Annotated in this window: 19 protein-coding genes; 16 read left to right on the plus strand and 3 right to left on the minus strand. The window is 71.3% G+C overall.

Translation table 11 applies throughout. The annotated features are described in order from the left end of the window. The first annotated feature begins 170 nt into the window (after positions 1 to 170). From ACFV6V_RS24310 to ACFV6V_RS24385, 16 genes are all read left to right on the plus strand, one after another. Positions 171 to 1,901 carry an enoyl-CoA hydratase-related protein gene (locus ACFV6V_RS24310; RefSeq protein WP_385568616.1) on the plus strand — a complete coding sequence of 577 codons (1,731 nt, stop codon included), beginning with the start codon at positions 171 to 173 and terminating at the stop codon, positions 1,899 to 1,901. 57 nt (positions 1,902 to 1,958) lie between these two features. Further along, positions 1,959 to 3,050 carry a hydrogenase expression protein HypE gene (locus tag ACFV6V_RS24315; protein ID WP_385568618.1) on the plus strand — a complete coding sequence of 364 codons (1,092 nt, stop codon included), beginning with the start codon at positions 1,959 to 1,961 and terminating at the stop codon, positions 3,048 to 3,050. Positions 3,051 to 3,152: 102 nt separating this feature from the next. Then, positions 3,153 to 4,928, plus strand: a complete 1,776-nt coding sequence (locus ACFV6V_RS24320) for a nickel-dependent hydrogenase large subunit (RefSeq protein ID WP_385568620.1) — start codon at positions 3,153 to 3,155, stop codon at positions 4,926 to 4,928. After that, positions 4,925 to 5,512 (plus strand): hypothetical protein, encoded by a 588-nt coding sequence (locus ACFV6V_RS24325; RefSeq protein WP_385568622.1) that lies wholly within the window; start codon positions 4,925 to 4,927, stop codon positions 5,510 to 5,512. The genes ACFV6V_RS24320 and ACFV6V_RS24325 overlap by 4 nt, the downstream gene beginning before the upstream one ends. Before the next feature lie 53 nt (positions 5,513 to 5,565). Next, the gene (locus ACFV6V_RS24330) at positions 5,566 to 6,201 is read left to right on the plus strand and encodes a DUF5947 family protein (RefSeq protein WP_385568653.1); all 636 of its coding nucleotides are present in this window, start codon (positions 5,566 to 5,568) and stop codon (positions 6,199 to 6,201) included. After that, positions 6,198 to 6,938, plus strand: a complete 741-nt coding sequence (locus ACFV6V_RS24335) for a DUF6084 family protein (protein WP_385568624.1) — start codon at positions 6,198 to 6,200, stop codon at positions 6,936 to 6,938. The genes ACFV6V_RS24330 and ACFV6V_RS24335 overlap by 4 nt, the downstream gene beginning before the upstream one ends. Then, positions 6,935 to 8,389 carry a hypothetical protein gene (locus ACFV6V_RS24340; RefSeq protein ID WP_385568626.1) on the plus strand — a complete coding sequence of 485 codons (1,455 nt, stop codon included), beginning with the start codon at positions 6,935 to 6,937 and terminating at the stop codon, positions 8,387 to 8,389. The genes ACFV6V_RS24335 and ACFV6V_RS24340 overlap by 4 nt, the downstream gene beginning before the upstream one ends. Next, positions 8,386 to 8,913 (plus strand): hydrogenase maturation protease, encoded by a 528-nt coding sequence (locus tag ACFV6V_RS24345; protein ID WP_385568628.1) that lies wholly within the window; start codon positions 8,386 to 8,388, stop codon positions 8,911 to 8,913. The genes ACFV6V_RS24340 and ACFV6V_RS24345 overlap by 4 nt, the downstream gene beginning before the upstream one ends. Positions 8,914 to 8,928: 15 nt before the next feature. Continuing rightward, positions 8,929 to 9,039: a DUF6893 family small protein gene (locus ACFV6V_RS24350; protein WP_385568630.1), complete on the plus strand. Its 111-nt coding sequence runs from the start codon at positions 8,929 to 8,931 to the stop codon at positions 9,037 to 9,039. A 145-nt stretch (positions 9,040 to 9,184) separates the two neighbouring features. Further along, positions 9,185 to 9,589 (plus strand): hydrogenase maturation nickel metallochaperone HypA, encoded by a 405-nt coding sequence (locus tag ACFV6V_RS24355; RefSeq protein WP_385568633.1) that lies wholly within the window; start codon positions 9,185 to 9,187, stop codon positions 9,587 to 9,589. A 2-nt stretch (positions 9,590 to 9,591) separates the two neighbouring features. Continuing rightward, positions 9,592 to 10,287 (plus strand): hydrogenase nickel incorporation protein HypB, encoded by a 696-nt coding sequence (hypB, locus tag ACFV6V_RS24360; RefSeq protein ID WP_385568635.1) that lies wholly within the window; start codon positions 9,592 to 9,594, stop codon positions 10,285 to 10,287. Positions 10,288 to 10,322: 35 nt separating this feature from the next. Continuing rightward, positions 10,323 to 12,782, plus strand: a complete 2,460-nt coding sequence (gene hypF, locus ACFV6V_RS24365; RefSeq protein ID WP_385568656.1) for a carbamoyltransferase HypF — start codon at positions 10,323 to 10,325, stop codon at positions 12,780 to 12,782. A 28-nt stretch (positions 12,783 to 12,810) separates the two neighbouring features. Beyond that, entirely contained in the window at positions 12,811 to 13,140 is a 330-nt protein-coding gene (locus ACFV6V_RS24370) for a HypC/HybG/HupF family hydrogenase formation chaperone (protein WP_385568638.1), read from the plus strand. Beyond that, the gene (hypD, locus tag ACFV6V_RS24375) at positions 13,137 to 14,261 is read left to right on the plus strand and encodes a hydrogenase formation protein HypD (RefSeq protein ID WP_385568639.1); all 1,125 of its coding nucleotides are present in this window, start codon (positions 13,137 to 13,139) and stop codon (positions 14,259 to 14,261) included. Before ACFV6V_RS24370 ends, hypD begins: the two co-directional genes overlap by 4 nt. Positions 14,262 to 14,301: 40 nt before the next feature. Further along, the gene (gene hypE, locus ACFV6V_RS24380; RefSeq protein WP_385568659.1) at positions 14,302 to 15,369 is read left to right on the plus strand and encodes a hydrogenase expression/formation protein HypE; all 1,068 of its coding nucleotides are present in this window, start codon (positions 14,302 to 14,304) and stop codon (positions 15,367 to 15,369) included. 134 nt (positions 15,370 to 15,503) lie between these two features. Beyond that, positions 15,504 to 15,761: a DUF6296 family protein gene (locus tag ACFV6V_RS24385; protein ID WP_385568642.1), complete on the plus strand. Its 258-nt coding sequence runs from the start codon at positions 15,504 to 15,506 to the stop codon at positions 15,759 to 15,761. An 80-nt stretch (positions 15,762 to 15,841) separates the two neighbouring features. On the opposite strand, the gene ACFV6V_RS24390 is transcribed toward ACFV6V_RS24385, so the two are convergent. From ACFV6V_RS24390 to ACFV6V_RS24400, 3 genes are all read right to left on the minus strand, one after another. Next, complete coding sequence (locus ACFV6V_RS24390) at positions 15,842 to 16,162, minus strand: hypothetical protein (protein WP_385568643.1); 321 nt, start codon at positions 16,160 to 16,162, stop codon at positions 15,842 to 15,844. Between the two features lie 145 nt (positions 16,163 to 16,307). Further along, positions 16,308 to 19,100 (minus strand): SpoIIE family protein phosphatase, encoded by a 2,793-nt coding sequence (locus tag ACFV6V_RS24395; RefSeq protein ID WP_385568646.1) that lies wholly within the window; start codon positions 19,098 to 19,100, stop codon positions 16,308 to 16,310. Between the two features lie 55 nt (positions 19,101 to 19,155). Next, entirely contained in the window at positions 19,156 to 20,022 is an 867-nt protein-coding gene (locus tag ACFV6V_RS24400; RefSeq protein ID WP_385568649.1) for a YhjD/YihY/BrkB family envelope integrity protein, read from the minus strand. Between the last annotated feature and the right edge of the window lie 289 nt (positions 20,023 to 20,311).

Consider the following 20,311-nt stretch of genomic DNA (forward strand, 5'->3'; position numbering starts at 1 on the left):
CTGAGGGCCCCAGCCTCGGCTCGCTCGCCCCTGTGCCGATCGGTCCCCTTTGACGCCCGCTTTCGAGTGACCCCCGCGGCTGCGTGCCGCTGATCGGGCTGCTGGGTGTCCGACGATCGCAGGCGGTCGGCCCACGCCGGCCACAGTGCCGTGACCGGTGGAAGGCCGCCATGCACATCCTGCTCGTCGCCAGCGCCTACAACAGCCTCACCCAGCGGCTCCACGCCGAACTGCGGGACCGCGGTCACCGGGTCGCCGTGGAGACGGCCGGGAGCGGTGACGGGGTGCGCGACGCGGTGCTCGCGCACGATCCCGAGCTGGTCGTGGCGCCGATGCTGAAGACCGCCATCCCCCGTGACGTGTGGTCGGTCCGCACCTGTCTGATCGTGCACCCCGGGCCTCCCGGCGACCGGGGCCCGTCGTCACTCGACTGGGCCATCCACGAGCGTGCCACCAGGTGGGGCGTCACCGTGTTGCAGGCGGACGAGGAGATGGACGCCGGCGACATCTGGGCCACGGCGGACTTCGCCGTGCCTGCCGCGCCGCCCGCGGCCAAGAGCGATCTGTACCGGGGAGAGGTCGCCGACGCCGCCCTCACGGCCGTGCTGCTGGCCGTGGAGCGTTTCGCGGCGGGCGGCCATACGCCGGTGCCGCAGACCACCCTGCGGGAAGCGGTGCGCGTCCGGCCGTACTTCCGTCAGGAACTGCGCGGCATCTCCTGGGCGAACGACACCACCGGGACCGTGGTGCGCACGCTGCGCGCCGCCGCCTCCCAGCCGGGTGTGCGGGACGAACTACTCGGTGCCGAATGGTTCCTGCACGGCGGACATCCCGAGTACGGGCTGCGCGGCCGTCCCGGGGAACTGCTGGCGACCCGGGCCGGTGCGATCTGCCGGGCCACCGCTGACGGAGCCGTGTGGATCCCCGAGTTGCGCCCGCGCCAGGGTCCTGGCATGCCCACCGGTCTCAAACTGCCCGCCACCCGGGCCCTGGCCCTCGCGGGAACGCTGCCGCGGCTCCCGGAGCACCCCGCACCGCTCCTGGCGGCCGACGGTGGGCCGCACCGGACCTGGAGCGACATCCACTACCGCGAAGAGGGCCCGGTCGGGTTTCTGTCGTTCTCGTTCCCCGGCGGGGCGATGAGCACGGACCACTGCCGGCGACTGCTCGATGCCTACCGGACGGCCTGCTCCCGGCCCACCAGCGTGCTGGTGCTGGGCGGCGCCAGGGACTTCTTCTCGAACGGCATCCACCTCCATGTCATCGAGGCTTCCGACGACCCCGCCGCGGAGTCCTGGGCGAACATCAACGCCATGGACGACCTGGTGGAGGCCGTTCTGACCACGAACGACCGGCTGGTGGTCGCCGCGCTCGGCGGCAACGCGGCCGCGGGCGGGGTGATGCTGGCACTGGCCGCCGACGAGGTCTGGTGCCGTTCGGGGGCGGTGCTCAACCCGCACTACCGGCTGATGGGTCTGTACGGCTCCGAGTACTGGACCTACTCGCTCCCGCGCAGGGTCGGCGCCGAGACGGCCGAACGCCTCACCCGGCAGGCCCAGCCGATCTCGGCTGCTTCCGCGTTGCGGATCGGCCTGGTGGACCGGGTCATCGATTGCGGTCCGGAGCAATTCGGAGCCGAGGCGCGCGGCCTGGCGGCGCGGCTGGCGCCGTTCCCGGCGACGCAGTCGAGGATCGCCGCCAAGAAGGCGCAGGGCGAACTGCGGGAGGCGGCCCGGCCGCTCGCCGCCTACCGGGAAGAGGAACTCGCCCGCATGCTGCGCACCTTTCGCGACCCGCACGCCCCGTACCACGCGCTGCGCCGGGCGTTCACCCGGAAGGAGCAACCGTCCGGTACTTCTCCGGGACCCCGTGCGGTGGCAGGGGAACCGGCCGCCTGTTAGCAAAGACAAAGGCCCAAAAGCGGGTCTTCATCGCATAACTCTCCGGGAGACGTCCTCATGGATGCAGCAACGCCGACCACGGCCGACGCCGCGGACCAGTCCGGCGCGGCGGTGGGCACGGACGAGAAGCCGATCCACATTCTCTGGATCAACGCGGGACTGAGTTGCGACGGGGACTCGGTCGCGCTGACCGCCGCCATGCAGCCCAGCATCGAGGAGATCGTGCTCGGCGCGCTGCCGGGACTGCCGAAGATCCAGGTCCACTGGCCGCTGATCGACTTCGAGTGCGGCCCGGTCGGGGGCGCGGACACGTTCATCGAATGGTTCTTCAAGGGGGAGCGCGGCGAGATCGACCCGTTCGTGCTCGTCGTCGAGGGATCCGTACCGAACGAGTCGATCAAGCGTGAGGGCTACTGGTGCGGTTTCGGTGACGACCCCGCGACGGGCCAGCCCATCACCACCAGCGAGTGGATCGACCGTCTGGCACCCAAGGCACTCGCCGTCGTCGCGATCGGCACCTGCGCCACCTACGGCGGTATCCACGCGATGGCGGGCAACCCGACCGGCGCCATGGGTGTGCCCGACTACCTGGGCTGGGACTGGACGTCCAAGGCGGGCATCCCGATCGTGTGCGTGCCCGGCTGCCCGATCCAGCCCGACAACTTCGCGGAGACCCTGACCTATCTGCTCTACCAGGCCGCCGGGTCCGCGCCCATGATCCCGCTGGACGACAAGCTCCGCCCGACCTGGCTGTTCGGCGCCACCGTGCACGAGGGCTGCGATCGTGCCGGCTACTACGAGCAGGGCCAGTTCGCCGACGCGTATGACTCGCCCAAGTGCCTGGTCAAGCTGGGCTGCTGGGGCCCCGTCGTCAAGTGCAACGTGCCCAAGCGCGGCTGGATGAACGGCATCGGCGGCTGCCCGAACGTGGGCGGCATCTGCATCGCCTGCACCATGCCCGGGTTCCCGGACAAGTTCATGCCGTTCATGGACGAGCCTCCCGGCGCGCGGGTCTCCACCACCTCCAGCGGTGCCTACGGCGCCGTGATCCGCAGGCTCCGGAACATCACGGCCAGGACCGTGGACAAGGAGCCGAAGTGGCGGCACACCGGAGACAAGATCACGACGGGCTACCGGCCGCCGTGGTGACACGGCCCCACCGCCGTGCGGCCACCACCGCAGAGCACACCGATCACCCCACCACCTGCTTGAAGACCTGCTCGAAGAGCGAGGAAGGGCATCGCACACACGATGGCAACGAAGACGCGACCCGGCGACGGCCTGGTCGAGATGTCCTGGGATCCGATCACCCGGATCGTGGGCAGCCTCGGCATTCACACCAAGATCGACTTCAAGCAGAAGCGGGTTGCCGAGTGCTACAGCACCTCGTCGGTCTTCCGCGGCTACAGCGTCTTCATGCGGGGCAAGGACCCCCGCGACGCCCACTTCATCACCAGCCGTATCTGCGGCATCTGCGGTGACAACCACGCCACGTGCTCGGTCTACGCCCAGAACATGGCCTACGGCGTGAAGCCGCCGCACCTCGGCGAATACGTCATCAACCTCGGCGAGTCGGCCGAGTACATGTTCGACCACAATATCTTCCAGGAGAACCTGGTCGGGGTCGACTACTGCGAGAAGATGGTCCGCGAGACCAACCCCGGCGTCATGGAGCAGGCGGACCGCACCGAGGCACCGCACGCCGCCGAGCACGGCTATCGCACCATCGGCGACATCATGCGCTCCCTCAACCCCCTCGAGGGGGAGTTCTACCGCGAGGCGCTCCAGGTGAGCCGCTACACCCGGGAGATGTTCTGCCTGATGGAGGGCCGCCATGTGCACCCCTCCACGCTCTACCCGGGCGGCGTCGGCACGGTCGCATCCGTCCAGCTCTTCACGGACTACATGAGCCGCCTCATGCGCTACGTGGAGTTCATGAAGCGGGTCGTCCCGCTGCACGACGACCTCTTCGACTTCTTCTACGAGGCCATGCCCGGCTACGAGGAGGTCGGCCGCCGCCGCGTGCTCCTCGGCTGCTGGGGCGCGCTCAACGACCCCGAGTACTGCGACTTCACCTACGCCAACATGACCGACTGGGGACGGAAGATGTTCGTCACCCCGGGCATCGTCGTGGACGGCAAGCTGGTCACCAACGACCTCACCCAGATCAACCTCGGCATCCGCATCCTGCTCGGCAGCTCGTACTACGAGGACTGGGAGGGCCAGGAGCAGTTCGTCACCCACGACCCGCTCGGCAACCCGGTCGACCCGCGCCACCCGTGGAACCAGCACACCATCCCCGCCCCGCAGAAGCGGAACTTCGACGACAAGTACAGCTGGGTGATGTCCCCGCGCTGGTTCGACGGCAAGGACCACCTCGCGCTGGACACCGGCGGCGGCCCCATCGCCCGCCTCTGGTCCACAGCCCTGTCAGGACTCGTCGACATCGGCTACGTCAAGGCCACCGGACACAGCGTCATCATCAACCTGCCGCGCACGCTCACCAAGCCGGAGACCACCTTCGAGTGGAAGATCCCGCAGTGGAGCAACGCGCTGGAGCGCAACCGCGCCCGCACCTACTTCCAGGCCTACGCGGCGGCCGTCGCGCTGCACTGCGCGGAGAAGGGCCTCGAGGAGGTGCGCGCCGGACGCACCCAGACCTGGGAGAAGTTCGAAGTCCCGGACGAGTCCATCGGCTGCGGATTCACCGAGGCGGTCCGCGGGGTGCTCTCCCACCACATGGTCATCAGGGACGGCAAGATCGCCAACTACCACCCCTACCCGCCGACCCCGTGGAACGCCAGCGTCCGCGACAGCTACGGCACCCCGGGCCCGTACGAGGACGCCGTTCAGAACACGCCCATCTTCGAGGAGAACTCCCCGGAGAACTTCAAGGGCATCGACATCATGCGGGCCGTGCGCAGCTTCGACCCCTGTCTGCCCTGCGGGGTGCACATGTACGTGGGCGGTGGCAAGACCGTGAAGTCGCTGCACGTCCCCACCGGACTGAGCGGCCTCGCCGGATGAGCCCGGTCACCGCGGAAGAGGCGGGCCGGCGGGTCGAGGAGATCCTCGACCGGCTCGCCTCATCGGGCGACGAACGCGCCTGCGCGGCCGTCGAGGAACTCGTCCGGGTCCTCGTGGACTTCTACGGAGCCGGACTCGCGCGGACCGTCGAACTGCTGGGCCACCGCCCGGCCGGCCAGGGATCCGGCGCCGCGCCCCTCGCCGAACTGCTCGACGACGAACTGGTCGCCGGGCTGCTCGTCCTGCACGACCTGCATCCCGATGACGTCCCCACCCGGATCGCCCGCGCCCTGCACCATGTCCGGCACTCCGTCGAATCCGCCGGGTTCGACGAGACGACGGGAGTGCTGCGGCTGCGTGTCACCGGCTCGACGGGCTGCGGTTGCCCCAGCACCCAGGAGGTCGCCCGACAGGCCGCCGTGGAGGCCCTCGCCTGCTTCGCACCCGAGGTCACGGCCGTCGAACTGGAATCGTCCGCAGGGGCCCGTGAACCGGCACTCCTCCAGATCGGCACAGGCCCGCCCGAGACCCTGAGCGCCCCTGGGGCGAGCCGGTCGAACCGGTCGTCGGTCACGGCACGGTGAGCGCGTCCTTCCCCGGCCCGGGGCCGCTGCGGTCCGCCCCGGGCCCCCGGCAGGTGACCTCCGGCCCCGCGCCCACAGGGCTGCGCCGCTTCACCACCCCGCGCCCACCGCGCGAGGAGCAGTGCGAGCTCTGCGGTGTGCCGCTGGCCGGCGAACGCCACCGCCATCTCGTCGACACCGAGAAACGCGCCCTTGCCTGCGCCTGCGGACCATGTGCCCAACTGCTCGCACACGAGGGCTCATCCAGCGGCCGCTTCCGCGCGGTCCCCGGCCGTTTCCTGAGCGACCCCAGGCACCGGATCGACGACACCGCCTGGGAACTGCTGAGGATCCCCGTCGGCGTCGCCTTCTTCTTCCGCAACGCCGCCCTCGACCGGCTCGTCGCGCTCTACCCGAGCCCGGCCGGAGCGACCGAGAGCGAACTCGAGCCCGTCGCCTGGCAGACGGCACTCGCCGGAACCCGGCTCGCCGCTCTGCTCGAGCCCGATGTGGAGGCACTGCTGCTGCGCCGCGCGGAGGGCCGCACCGAGTGCTACCTGGTGCCGATCGACCTCTGCTACGAGCTGGTGGGCCGGATGCGGCTGCGCTGGCAGGGCTTCGACGGCGGGGCCGAGGCCAGAGCCGAGCTCGACGCCTTCTTCGCCCACGTACGGCAGCAGGCCAGAGCCTTGCAGGGGAGCCGTCCATGACACAGCCCGCGACCACCTCCCAGCAAGCGACGTCCCAGCCGGCCGAGTTCACCTTCAGCTGCACGGGCGTACGCGCCGACGCCTACGCGGCCGGGCCCACCCTCGTCTTCCGGCTGCGCATCACGACCTCACCCGGCACACGGGTGCACGCCATGGCCCTGCGCTGCCAGCTGCGGATCGAACCCGCCAGGCGCGGCTACGACGCCGACGAGGCGAGCGGGCTCACCGATCTCTTCGGCGAGCGCTCCCGCTGGGGGACCACTCTCCATCCAGTGCAGTTCGCCCAGGTCACCGTGATGGTTCCCGGCTTCACCGGAGAGACCGAGACCGACCTCGTGGTGCCCTGCACCTATGACATGGACATTGCCGCGACCCGCTACGTCGGGGCGCTGAACCAGGGCGAGGTACCCCTGCTCCTGCTGTTCTCCGGCACCGCCTTCACCGGAGCCGCCGGGTTCCGGGTGGAGCCGGTGCCCTGGGACCGGGAGGCCGTGTACCGGATGCCGGTGCAGACCTGGCGCGAGATGATCGAACAGCACTTCCCCGGCTGCGGCTGGATCCGGCTCCCCCGCGCCACCATGGACGCCCTGCTGGCCTACCGCTCCCGACAGGCGCTGCCCTCGTGGGAGGCGACCGTGGAGGCGCTCCTCCACGACACAGCGGAGACAGCGGAGACGGCGCGGACAGCGCGGGAGCCGCGGGTGCCCGGCCGGCCCGACGAGAGGACGGCACCATGACGGCAGCAGCGGATCCCGCCGCCACCTACCCCGCCTTCTCCCCGGCGACCGAGGCACGGCTCGCCACCGCACGGCAGGTGGCCGACGCCGTGCTCTTCGAGGGCTATGTGCTCTATCCGTACCGGGCGTCGGCGGCCAAGAACCGGCTGCGCTGGCAGTTCGGCGTGCTGGTGCCGCCCGCCTGGAGCGCCGCCGGCGAGGAGCACGAGTTCCAGCACACCGAGTGCCTCATGGAGCCGAAACAGGGCGCCGTGCTCGCGGTCGAGGTGCGCTTCCTGCACACCCAGCGGCGCACGGTCCAGCAGTCGACCGCGGACGGCGGCTTCGAGACCGTCCGGGAACTGCACCTCGACGACCGGGTCCTGGTCCCCTGGGACGAGGGAGTGGAGGAGCGCGTCGAACTGGCCGTGCCCGTCGCCGCGCTGGCCGGGGACGGCGTGTCGTTCCCCTTCACCAAGCCCGCACGCGAGGACACCGAGCCTGTCCACGACGGCTTCGGACGGACGGTGGGGCGGCTGCTGCGCCGTCGCGAGGAGATCAGCGGCGTGGTACGGCTCTCCACCGCCGAACTCGAGGGCCCCTACCGGACCGTGCGGCTCACCGCCGTCGTCGAGAACACCAGCCCCTGGATGCCGGGCCCGGATGGCGGACGTGACGCGGCGCTGCCGTACTCGCTGGTCGCCAGCCATCTGCTGCTGTGTCTGGACGCGGGCGCGTTCCTGTCGATGACCGACCCGCCCGAGTGGGCCCGTGGCGCGGTCGCGGCCTGCCGCAATCTGCACACCTGGCCGGTGCTGGCGGGCGAGGCGGGCCGCACCGATCTGCTGCTGTCGTCACCGATCATCCTGGAGGACCATCCGGCCATCGCACCGGAGAGTCCGGGCGCGCTCTACGACTCCACCGAGATCGACGAGATCCTCGCGCTGCGCACCGCCGCTCTCACCGACGAGGAGAAGCGTGAAGCACGCGGGACGGACGCGCGGGCCGCGGCCGTGATCGAGCTGGCCGACACCATGCCTCCCGAAGTGCTCGAGCGGCTGCACGGAGCGGTGCGCGGACTGCGCGAGGTCACCGGCGAGGCGCCGGTGCTCGACGGGGTCGCTGACTTCACCGGCCTCCCCGAGGCCGGTGTGATGCGGCCCGACACCCCCTGGTGGGATCCGGGCGGTGACACGAGCGTCGACCCGGCGCGCGACCATGTCCTGATCGGCGGCCGGCCGGTCAGCGCAGGCAGCAGGGTGGTGCTCCGCCCGGGCCTGCGACACACGGACGCCCAGGACCTCTTCCTCCAGGGCCGCTCCGCGCAGGTGGAGGCCGTACTGCACGACGTCGACGGGGGAGTGCACCTGGCGGTGACCGTTGACGGCGACCCGGGCGCCGACATCCGTCGTGAGCAGGGTCGCTTCCTCTACTTCCAGCCCGACGAGGTCGAACCCCTGGAGGGCGCGTGAACGCCTCCGCGCACGGCGGCGCCAAGACCCTCGTCGCGGGCGTCGGCAACATCTTCCTCGGCGACGACGGCTTCGGCGTGGAGGCCGTACGCGCGCTGACCGCGCGGCCGCTGCCCGGCCATGTCGAGGTGGCCGACATCGGCATTCGCGGGGTCCACCTCGCGTACCGGCTGCTCGACGGCTACGACACGCTCGTCCTCGTCGACGCCACCGCGCGCGGCGGAGAGCCCGGGACGCTGTACCTGATCGAGCCCGGCGCACCGGGGGAGACCGCGGCGGCCGGCACCGCACTCGACGGGCACGGGATGTCCCCTGATGCCGTACTGGCCCTGCTGGACACCCTGTGCGCCGGTACGGACGGCACCCCGCCGCGGCAGATCTTCGTCGTGGGCTGCGAACCCGCCTGCCTGGACGAGGGCATCGGACTCAGCCCGCCGGTGGCCGCCGCCGTGCCGGAAGCCGTACGGATGGTCATGGACCTGGTCGGGCAGCGCGACGCCCTGACATCCGGCACCAAGCCCTGACACGAGGAGAACACCATGAGCAAGAAGAGCACCTTCATCGGCGGCGCCGCCGCGGCGTCCGCACTCGCGGCCCTCGTCTCCATCTTCCCCGACCTCAGGCGCTATCTGAGGATCCGCAAGATGTGACTTCGCGTCATGGTGGGTCCCGCACGCCAGAGCTGCACCGAATGGCGGACGCAGCGGCGTGGCGGCGGCGTGCCGGTCGGCCGGGCGCCCCGCCCCGCCCTGTAATGAGGCCGGACCAGGTGACCGCGCCGCAGGACGGAGACCCATGCACGAGATGTCCCTCGCGCTGGCCGTCGTCGACCAGGTGGAAGAGGCGGCGCGCTCCCATGGCGCCACCGCGGTCAGCATCGTACGGCTGCAGGTCGGGGAGCTGGCCGGAGTGGTTCCCGACGCCCTCGGCTTCTGCTTCGAACTGGCCTGCGCCGGAACCGTCCTGGAGGGCGCCGAGCTGGTCGCGGAATCCGTACCCGGCCGGGCCCACTGCGCCGGATGCGCCGACGACTGGGCGGTGGGCATGCCCCCGCAGCTGTGCTGTCCCGTGTGCGGCCAGGCGACCACCGAGCTGATCGCGGGCCGTGAGCTCCGTATCACCGGTGTGGAGTGGGCCGGAGAACCGGCGCCGAGCCGCACCGGCGCACCGATCCCGCCGATGATCCCTGAGGAGAGCTGATCATGTGCCGTGCCGTGGATCTGCACCAGGCGGTGCTCGCCAAGAACGATGCGACGGCGCAGACCCTGCGCGCGGGCTTCGCCGCCCAGGGCACCACGGTGGTGAATCTGCTGTCCAGCCCCGGCAGCGGTAAGACCGCCCTGCTCGAGGGGGAACTGCTGCTGGCCCGCGAACGCGGGCTGCGGGTCGCCGCGCTCACCGCCGATCTGGCGACCGAGAACGACGCCGAGCGCCTGGCCAGGTCCGGTGCCCCCGTCAAGCAGGTGCTGACCGACGGGCTGTGCCATCTGGAGGCCGGGATGCTGGCCGGTCATCTGCATGCCTGGCTGCCCGAGCACACCCGGCTGCTGTTCGTGGAGAACGTGGGGAACCTGGTCTGCCCGGCCTCGTACGATCTCGGCGAGTCGCTCCGTGTGGTGCTCGCCTCGGTGACCGAGGGCGAGGACAAGCCGCTGAAGTACCCCACGGCCTTCGGACTCGCCCAGCTGGTGATCGTGACCAAGACCGATATCGCCGAGGCCGTGGGTTTCGACGAGGGGGCCTTCCGCGCCCATGTCCAGCAGGTCAACCCGGGTGTGGACGTGCTCCTCACCTCCGCTCGTACGGGACAGGGCGCCGGCGTCCTGCTCGACCGGGCCCTGGCGGCGGCGGAGGGAACCCCGGTCCACTCCCCTGTCATGGCGCGGGCACGGTCGTGAGCACTCCGCAGCAGGAGGCAGGCGCCCCGGCAGTCATGGCCGCCACGCCATCCGTGCAGCGGCGCAGAGTCACCGTCAGGGGCGTGGTGCAGGGCGTGGGCTTCCGGCCGTACGTGTACACCCTCGCCACCGGCCTCGAGCTGGCCGGGCATGTCACCAACACCGGTGACGGGGTGGTCGCCGAAGTCGAGGGCGCACCGCTCGCCGTGGCCAGCTTCTGCACCCGTATCGGCGTGGACACCCCGCCGCTCGCGCTCGTGGAGTCGGTGCACGACGAGGAGCTCCCGGCGACGGGCGCCAGCGGGTTCGCCATCGTCGCCTCACACAAGGACGGTCCCATCCGCACTCTGGTATCCCCGGACACGGCCACCTGCGACGACTGCCTGGCCGAGCTCGCCGACCCGGACGACCGCCGCCATCGGCATCCGTTCATCACCTGCACACACTGCGGGCCGCGCTTCACCATCGTCACGGGACTGCCCTACGACCGGGCGCACACGACCATGGCCGACTTCCGGATGTGCGAGGAATGCGCCCAGGAGTACGAGGACCCCGGGGACCGCCGCTTCCACGCCCAGCCCGTCGCCTGCCACGCCTGCGGGCCCCGGCTGCGGCTGATCCTGGCACCGGCCGCCCCGGGCCTGCGGCATGAGCTGGTGGAGTCCCTCGACCCCAACGACCGCAGTCTGATCGGCCCCGTCGCCGCCGATCCGATCGACCACGCACGCCGGCTCCTCGCCGAGGGCGCGATCCTCGCGGTCAAGGGACTGGGCGGCTACCACCTCGCCTGCGATGCCACGAACCACTCGGCGGTCGCCCTGCTGCGCCGCCGCAAGGCGCGGGGCGACAAGCCGTTCGCCCTGATGGCCAGGGACCCCGCCACCGTGGAGCACCTCGTCCATCTCGGGACCGCCGAACGGGAGCTGCTCACCGGCAACATCCGCCCGATCGTGCTGCTGCGCCGCCGCGCCGAACCCTTGTCACGGCCCGGCGCCCCCCGGCCGGCGGCCGCGGTGGCCCCCGGCAGCCCGGACCTCGGCGTGATGCTTCCGTACACACCGGTGCACCATCTGCTGCTCGGCATCGGCGACCCGTCCCGCCCCCAGGCCCCGGCGGGCCCCGAACTGCTCGTGATGACCAGCGGCAACTTCGTGGGAGAGCCGATCGTCACCGACGACACCGAGGCACTGGACCGGCTGGCCCACCTGGCCGACGCTTGGCTGTTGCACGACCGCCCCATCCATGTGCCCTGCGACGACTCGGTGGTACGCGTCTGCGACGGCGAACCCCTGATCGTGCGCCGCTCACGCGGCTATGCGCCGCTGCCGATGACCCTGCCGGTACCCGTGGGGTCCGCGCTCGCCGTCGGCGGCGACCTCAAGAACACCCTCTGCCTCGGCAGTGGCCGCAAGGCCTGGCTCTCCGCGCACATCGGCGACATGGACGACCTCGCCACCCAGCACGCCTTCGAGTGCGCCGAGGAGCAGCTCGAACAGATCACCGGAGTGCGGCCCGCGCTGCTGGCCGCCGACCGGCATCCCGGATACCGCTCCGCCCAGTGGGCCCAGCGTCACGCGGACGACCGCCCGCTGGTGCGCGTCCAGCACCACCACGCCCATGTCGCGTCCGCGATGGCCGAGCACGGACTGGACGGCGGCGAGCCGGTGATCGGTGTCGCCTTCGACGGCACCGGCTACGGCGACGACGGCGCCGTGTGGGGAGGCGAGTTCCTGCTGGCCGACTACAACGGCTTCACCCGCTACGCCCACCTCTCCTACGCACCGCTCCCCGGCGGCGACGCCGCCGTCCATCGGCCCTACCGCATGGCACTGGCGCATCTGTGGGCGGCGCGCATCGAGTGGACCGCCGACCTGCCCTGCGTCCAGGCCTGTCCGGAGCGTGAACTGTCACTGCTTGAACGGCAGTTGGAACGCGGGCTCAACTGCGTGCCCACCTCCAGCATGGGGCGGCTGTTCGACGCCGTGTCCTCGCTCGCAGGCGTGTGCCACCTCGTCGGCTACGAGGCGCAGGCCGCCGTCGAACTCGAAGCCGCCGCGGTAGGCGCGGCCGGTGTGTGCCCGGAGGCCGGGACCGATGCCGATGCCGATGCCGATGCCTACGCCTTCGCACTGCGCCCGTCGCAGCCGGACGGCAAGGACCCGCTGACGGCCGATCCCGCTCCCGTACTCGCCGCCGTGGCCCGCGACCTCCGCACCGGCACCCCCGTCACCGTGATCGCCGCCCGCTTCCACACGGCCGTCGCACGGCTCGTGCGCACGGTCTGCGCATCGGCGCGCGAGCGGCACGGACTGACCACGGTGGCCCTGACCGGGGGAGTGTTCGCCAACGCGATGCTCTCCTCCGCCTGCGCCCGGGGACTGCGCGAAGACGGTTTCACCGTGCTGCGCCACCACCGGATCCCCCCCAACGACGGGGGACTGGCCCTCGGTCAGCTCGTGGTGGCCGCCCGCAGCACGGCCGGGGCCGCTGGGTGACGCGGTCACTACAGAAAGGGAGACGCGTATGTGTTTGGCGGTACCCGGAAAGGTCCTGGACATCGAGGACCGGGACGGCACCCGGATGGCCACTGTCGACTTCGGCGGCGTGGTGAAGGAGGTGTGCCTGGAGTATCTGCCGGACCTGCAAGTCGGTGAATACGCCATCGTCCACGTGGGGTTCGCCCTGCAACGGCTGGACGAGGAGTCGGCCCGCCAGACCCTGGAGCTGTTCGAGAACCTCGGCATGCTCCAGGAGGAGTTCGGCGACCCCTGGGAGCAGGCCGCGGCCGAGGCGCACGGCACCGACTCCCTCGACGGCCACGCGGACGGCGCGGCACGGGAGGCGCAGCGGTGAAGTACATCGACGAGTTCCAGGACCCCGAACTCGCCGGGCGGCTGCTCGACGAGATCCGCGCCACCGTGACCCGCCCCTGGGCGCTCATGGAGGTCTGCGGCGGCCAGACCCACACCATCATCCGGCATGGCATCGATCAACTTCTCCCGGACGAGGTGGAGTTGATCCATGGGCCCGGCTGCCCGGTGTGTGTGACCCCGCTCGAGGTCATCGACAAGGCCCTGGAGATCGCCTCCCGCCCCGGGGTGATCTTCTGCTCGTTCGGCGACATGCTGCGCGTCCCCGGTACCGGCCGGGACCTCTTCCAGGTGCGCGGCGAGGGCGGTGACGTACGCGTCGTCTACTCGCCGCTCGACGCCCTGCGGATCGCCCAGCAGAACCCGGACCGCCAGGTCGTCTTCTTCGGCATCGGATTCGAGACCACCGCCCCGCCCAACGCCATGACGGTGTACCAGGCGCGCAGGCTCGGCATCCGCAACTTCAGCCTGCTGGTGTCCCATGTGCGGGTGCCCCCCGCGATCGAGGCGATCATGCAGTCACCGGACTGCCGGGTGCAGGCTTTCCTCGCCGCGGGGCATGTGTGCAGCGTGATGGGTATCGGGGAGTATCCGGAGCTCGCCGAACGCTACCGGGTCCCGATCGTCGTGACCGGCTTCGAGCCCCTGGACATCCTCGAAGGAGTACGCCGCACCGTCCGGCAGCTGGAACGCGGCGAGCACACCGTCGACAACGCCTATCCGCGCGCCGTGAGGCCCGAGGGCAACCCGTCGGCACAGGTGATGCTCGACGATGTCTTCGAGGTCACCGACCGTGCGTGGCGCGGTATCGGGGTGATCCCGGACAGCGGCTGGCGGCTCTCCTCGCGCTACCGCGACTATGACGCGGAGCACCGCTTCTCCGTCACCGGGATCGACACCCGTGAACCGGCCGCCTGCCGCAGCGGCGAGGTGCTGCAGGGACTGCTGAAACCCCATCAGTGCGAGGCGTTCGGCACCGACTGCACCCCGCGCACCCCCCTCGGCGCCACCATGGTGTCCAGCGAGGGAGCCTGCGCCGCCTACTACCTCTACCGGCGGCTCGAGCTGCCGGCCCCGTCCCTGGAAGGCAGTTCCGTTGTCTGAGGCCACCACCCGAGCGTCCGTCACCACCGAGACCGCTGTCATGGCAGGCGCCCCGGATGTCCTGGCGTGGACGTGCCCGCTGCCGGTGCGCGACCGGGCCCGGGTCGTCATGGGCCACGGCGGCGGCGGCGCCCTGTCCGCCGAACTGGTCAGGGACGTGTTCGGGCCCGCGTACGGCGGACCGGTGCTCGCCGGACTCGGTGACAGCGCCGCGCTCGAACTCGGCGGTGCGCGGCTGGCGTTCTCCACCGACTCGTTCGTGGTGCGCCCGCTGTTCTTCCCCGGTGGCAGCATCGGCGACCTCGCGGTCAACGGCACCGTGAACGACCTCGCCATGAGCGGTGCGAAGCCCGCCTACCTGTCCTGCGGGTTCATCCTCGAAGAGGGGGTGGAGATCGGCGTCGTCGCCCGGGTCGCGGAAGCGCTCGGTGTCGCGGCGCGTACGGCGGGAGTGGAGATCGCCACCGGTGACACCAAGGTCGTGGAATCCGGCCACGGCGACGGCGTCTACATCAACACCTCGGGTATCGGCCTCATCCCGCAGGGCGTCGATCTGCGCCCGCAGCGCGTGGTCCCCGGCGACGTGGTGATCGTCAGCGGGGCGATCGGCGTCCACGGCGTCGCCGTCATGAGTGTGCGCGAGGGCCTGGAGTTCGGGGTGGAGATCCAGAGCGACTGTGCCGCGCTCGGGGGCCTGGTCGAGGCGATGCTCGCCGCCACCGACGACCCCGGCGCCCTGCACGTGCTGCGTGATCCGACGCGCGGCGGCCTTGCCGCCGCACTCAACGAGATCGCGGCGGCCTCCGGTACGGGCGTGGTCGTCACGGAGCGCGCCGTACCCGTACCCCCCGCCGTCGCCAACGCCTGCGCCGTGCTGGGCCTCGACCCGATGTACGTCGCCAACGAGGGCAAACTCGTCGCCTTCGTCCACCCCGACGCCGCGGACGCGGTGCTGGCGGCGATGCGGGCACACCCGCTCGGCCGCGAGGCGGTCGTGATCGGAGAGGTGACCGACGCCCATCGCGGCATGGTGGTGGCACGCACCGGCCTCGGCGGTACCCGGGTGGTCGACCTGCCGCTCGGTGAACAGCTTCCGCGTATCTGCTGATCAGACCGGCGCATGGTTACTCTCGGTGGTTGCGCGGTGGCACGGCGCTCGCCTGTTGAGCTGTTTGTCCGATAATGGTCATTCAGGTGGTATCTGGGTTCGGCGGTGCCTGCCGCCTGGCAGAGGAGGGCGCTATGAACCGGGACGGAACCGGCGAGGACTACGAGCTCGTCTTCGCGCACGCCGTCACTAAGGACACGGGAGCGGCGATCGACGAGGACGCGGTCGTCGTCCATCGCACCGACCGCAAGGGCCCGGGCGGCCATCCCGTCTACGCCGACGACACCGGCATCGTCCAGGCCGAGATCAGCGACCGCGGGGAGGTGCGGATGCTCGCGAGCGGCGGTCACCAGCAGCCCGCATCGGGCGTCGAGGCCAGGCGCCCGGCCTGAGGCGCCCGTGCCCGTGCTCCGGTGGGCACATCGTGCACCGCGGCAGGTCGGCCCGCGGCAGTGGGCTGCGGGCTCCTGCGTCACCTGCCTGCACCGAGTGCGCGTCTCGCACGCCGTTCAGGGCTGGTGGACCTCGCCCCGTTCGGCGTGCCCGCGAGAGTCTTCGAGGCGGTGCGCGAAGCCGTGGCCGGGGACCCGGTGCTCTCGCCCTCGGTGATCCAGCAGTTGAGCACCACGGTGACCTCGGACTCGGACACCGGCGAGAGACGCCGCGGGGCGCGGGCACGGCTCGGCATCCTCGGCGAACGGGAGCGGGAGGTGGCCACGGCGGTGGCGCGGGGCGGGACGAACGCCGAAATCGCGGCGAGCTGTTCATCAGCGTTCCCACGGCGAAGGCGCATGTCTCCAGCGTCCTGGCCAAGCCCGGCCGCGGGAATCGTGTCCAGATCGCCATGCTCGTCCATGACGGGGAGCTCTGACCCACCGGTTCGCGGTGGTCCGATCCGTGGGACCGCGGCCCGGCCGGTCGCCGGACATGCCGGGGTCTCACCACACGAGTTCGTCGTCCAGCACCATCATCGTCTCCTCGGGCGGCTCGCCCCCGAGGGCCATCTCAGCCCAGATGACCTTTCCTCCGGCCACATAACGCGTCCCCCAGCGCTGCGAGTACTGGGCGACGAGGAACAGTCCCCGCCCGCCCTCGTCGGTGGCGCCGGCCCGGCGCAGATGCGGAGACGTGCTGCTGCCGTCGGACACCTCGCAGATCAGCGTGCTCCCGTAGAGCAGCCGCGCCTGCACCGGTTCCGTTCCGTAGCGGATGGCGTTGGTGAGCAGCTCGCTGAGCACCAGTTCGGCGACGAACGACGCGTCGGCCAGGTCCCATTCGGCCAGCTTGCGCGCCGCCTGCGCCCGCGCCCGGGAGACCTCCGCGACATCGAGCGGTACGTCCCAGACCGCGACCCGGTCCGAGGGCAGCCGGTGCGTACGGGCGACGAGCAGGGCGATGTCGTCGCTCGCCGGAGCACGCGGCATCGCCTCGGTCACCGCCACGCAGGTCTCCTCCGGGGACAGGCCCGGCACGGCGATGGCACGGCGCAGCAGCTCCAGGCCCTCGTCGATGTCCCGTCGGCGGTCCTCGACCAGACCGTCCGTGAACAGCACGATCCGGCTGCCCTCCGGCAGTTCGATCTCGGACTCCTCGAACGGATGCCCGCCCACGCCGAGCGGGGGCGACACCGGCAGTTCCGGATACGTCACCACCCCGTGCACGGGGTCGACCACGGCAGGGGGCAGATGTCCCGCGTGCGCGAGGGTGCAGCGCCCCCTGACCGAGTCGTACACGGCGTACAGGCAGGTGGCACCGGTCACCGGACCGCGGTCCTGGTCGTCCTCCGCCCGCTGGTCCGCGTCGATCCGGATCACCAGGTCGTCGAGATGGGCCAGCAGATCGGCGGGCGGCAGATCGAGTGAGGAGAAGTTGAGCACGGCCGTGCGCAGGCGACCCATGGTGGCCGCGGCGTACATCCCGTGCCCGACGACATCGCCGACGACCAGGGCGACCCGGAAGCCCGGCAGCGGAATCACGTCGAACCAGTCGCCACCCACACCTGCCTGGGCCGGCTGATAGCGCCAGGCCACCTCCAGGGCGTCCTGCACCGGCAGGTCGCGGGGCAGCAGGCTGCGCTGGAGGGTGACGGCCATCGCGTGCTCCCGGGTGAACCGCCGGGCGTTGTCCACCGCCACGGCCGCGCGCGCGACGAGTTCCTCGGCGAAGGAGGTGTCGTCCTCGTCGTAGGGCGGCTGGTCCCCGGTCCGCCAGAAGTTGGCCATGCCGAGCACCACGCCCCGTGCCTGGAGGGGGACCGTGATGAGCGAGCGGATCCCGTACTCCAGCGCCTGCCGCGCCCCCTCGGGGTCCTGTGCCCGCCAGTTCGCCAGCTCGGTCAGATCCGGCGACAGCACGGCCTGACCGGTGTCCAGGGCCATGGCCATCGGGGTCGTCGGGATCACGAAGCGGATCAGGTCGCCCACGGGCTGGAGCGGCGGGTCACTGCGGATCCCGATCAGCGTGGTGCGCCGCATCTCGGTGGCCGTGGTCGTCGGCTCCTCCCCACTCAGGACGTAGTCGAGCAGCTCGACCGTCGTGAAATCCGCGAACCGGGGCACGGCCACCTCGGCGAGTTCCTCCGTCGTGCGCTGCACGTTCAGCGTGGTGCCGATCCGCACCCCCGCCTCGTACAGCAGGGTCAGCCGCTCCCTGGCGATCTCCGCACGCCCCGACAGGGCCCGCAGCTCCGTGGTGTCCCGGAGGCTGGCGACCACACCCGGCACGCCGCCGTACGGGGCCGTCGGCCGGGTGTTCACGGCGAGCAGCCGGTCACCGGAGAGGAAGACCGCGTCGGAGACCTCTTCGCCGGACACCAGGAGCTGGGTCATCCCGGCGCCCAGCCCGAGCTCGGAGACGGGCTGGCGGTCCGCGTCCGGGGGCAGATCGAGCAGTCGGCGCGCCTCGTCGTTGGCGAGGACCAGCCGCCCGTCACCGCCGACGATCAGAACGCCTTCACGCACCGCGTGCAGCACCGCGTCATGGTGCTCGTACATCCGGGTCATCTCGCCCGGGTCGAGGCCGTGCGTCTGCCGCCGCAGCCGCCGGCTGACAAGCGCCGCACCGCCAGTGGCCAGGGCGAGTGCGCCGGCCGCCGACGCCAGTACGACGGGCAGCTGCCGGTCCAGCAGATCCCCGACGTTGGCGACCTGGATACCGGCGCTGACCATCCCGACCACCTGACCCTTGGCGTCGGTGACCGGGACGACCGCCCTGACCGCGTCGCGCGGATGGCCCACGAACGTCTCGGTGATCGTCTCGCCCGCGGCGGCGCGCGAGACGTCTCCCGCGGCGGGTGTGCCGATCAGCGCGGGCACCGGGTCGGTATAGCGGGTGCCGTCGGGGCTGAGCACGGTGATGAAGTCGACCCCGGCCGCTCGCTGGGCCTGGAGGGCGTCGGTCTGGAGGAGCGCGGTGGGGTTGGGCGATTTGAGCGCCGCTGCCGTGCTCGGCCCGTGCGCGAAGCTCACCGCCGCGGCCAGCGAGCGGTTCTCGGCGTCCTGGCGGCTGTCGTAGCGCGCCTGGAGGACGAGGGCGGCCGTGCCGGCGATGACGAGAAGGATCACCACGATCGCCTGGAGCAGGAAGACCTGGGCGGCCAGACTGTGCACCCCGAGCAGCGTCCCCGGACGTCCCCATCGGCCTCCCGAGCGCTCGCGGTGCTGATCGCGTTGCCGCGGTCGGCTGGGCGGCTGGACCGCCGGCAGCCGGGACCGGCGGGATCGTCCGATCATGTTCACAGTTCTAGCACTGGGCCGGCCTCCGGGGCGACCGCGCGAACAGGCGCGTTCATCGGCTGCCGAGGTCGGCATCGATACGGTGCCGCACCATCGCCTCGTGGAACAGCCGGCCGACCAGCGCCCCGCCGTACACCACGAAACCCACCCCCACCAGCCAGGACTGGAGTACCAGCACGGTTCCGAACGGCCCGTACGTCACGGCGTTCGCGGCGATCAGCGGCGAGAACACCACCTGCGAGAAGATTCGCAGCCCGACCAGTCCCAGCGCGGTGGCCGCGGCACCGGGGGCGAGGGCCCGCCAGCGGATCCGGCCGCACAGCAGCAGCCGCTGCGACCACCAGAAGAAGAAGAACGCGCCGACCACATCCCCGGTCGCCACACCCACCGTCTCCAGCGCGGACGCGTCCGCCGGGGTCGGGGTGGTGACGAACACCAGCAGGGCCACGATCAGCACGCCCAGCCAGACGATATGGCGCCACATCGTGTGCCAGCGCGCCGTGGGCAGGTCCCATGCCCGCTCGTACCCGGTCTGCACGGCGGAACCGAAGGTCACACCGAACGCGGCCAGCGCGCCGAGGCCCAGCGCGGTCGTCCGCTGGAGGGCCTGCCCCGGCCGGCCGAACAACTGCTCCACCTCTTCCTGGGACACCTCCGAAACACCCAGACCCTGGACGAGCCAGCGCGCGAACCCCTGGCCGCTCGGCAGGTCCGCCGCCGCCACCACGACGAGCAGCGGAACAAGGGTGAGAAAGCCCAGCGCGGCGAAGCCCATGGCCCGGTGCATCAGCTCCATCTCACGGCCGCGGCTCCACGCCAGCCCCACCACCGAGGTCTGCACGCGCCGGTACAGGCGTGCGAACCAGTGGCCGTGGTGCGCCGGGTCGCCGTCGTCCGGCGCCCCGAATCGGAAGGGCATGTGGCGTGGGTACCCGTATTGAGGAGGGGAGCAGTCCCCCCGCACCGCCGAACGGGTGTCCCCGGGCGGCCGGTCCCGGTCCGTCCCGGGTTCAGCCCTCGGGGTCGAAGGACGCGAGGTACGAGGCGGCCATGTCGTCTTCGGTCGGCATGGCTCCGCCATGACTTCCTCTTCCGCCTCGCGATACGTCCCCTCGGCCCCAAGGGGCCGGGGGAGACCCCAGCCCTCGGCCCCAAGGGGCCGGGGGAGACCCCTGTCTCTTATAAACAAAACCGAGCCCACCAGACCA

Origin of the sequence: Streptomyces sp. NPDC059828 (assembly GCF_042731955.1) — a bacterium.
Classification (GTDB): Bacteria; Actinomycetota; Actinomycetes; order Streptomycetales; family Streptomycetaceae; genus Streptomyces.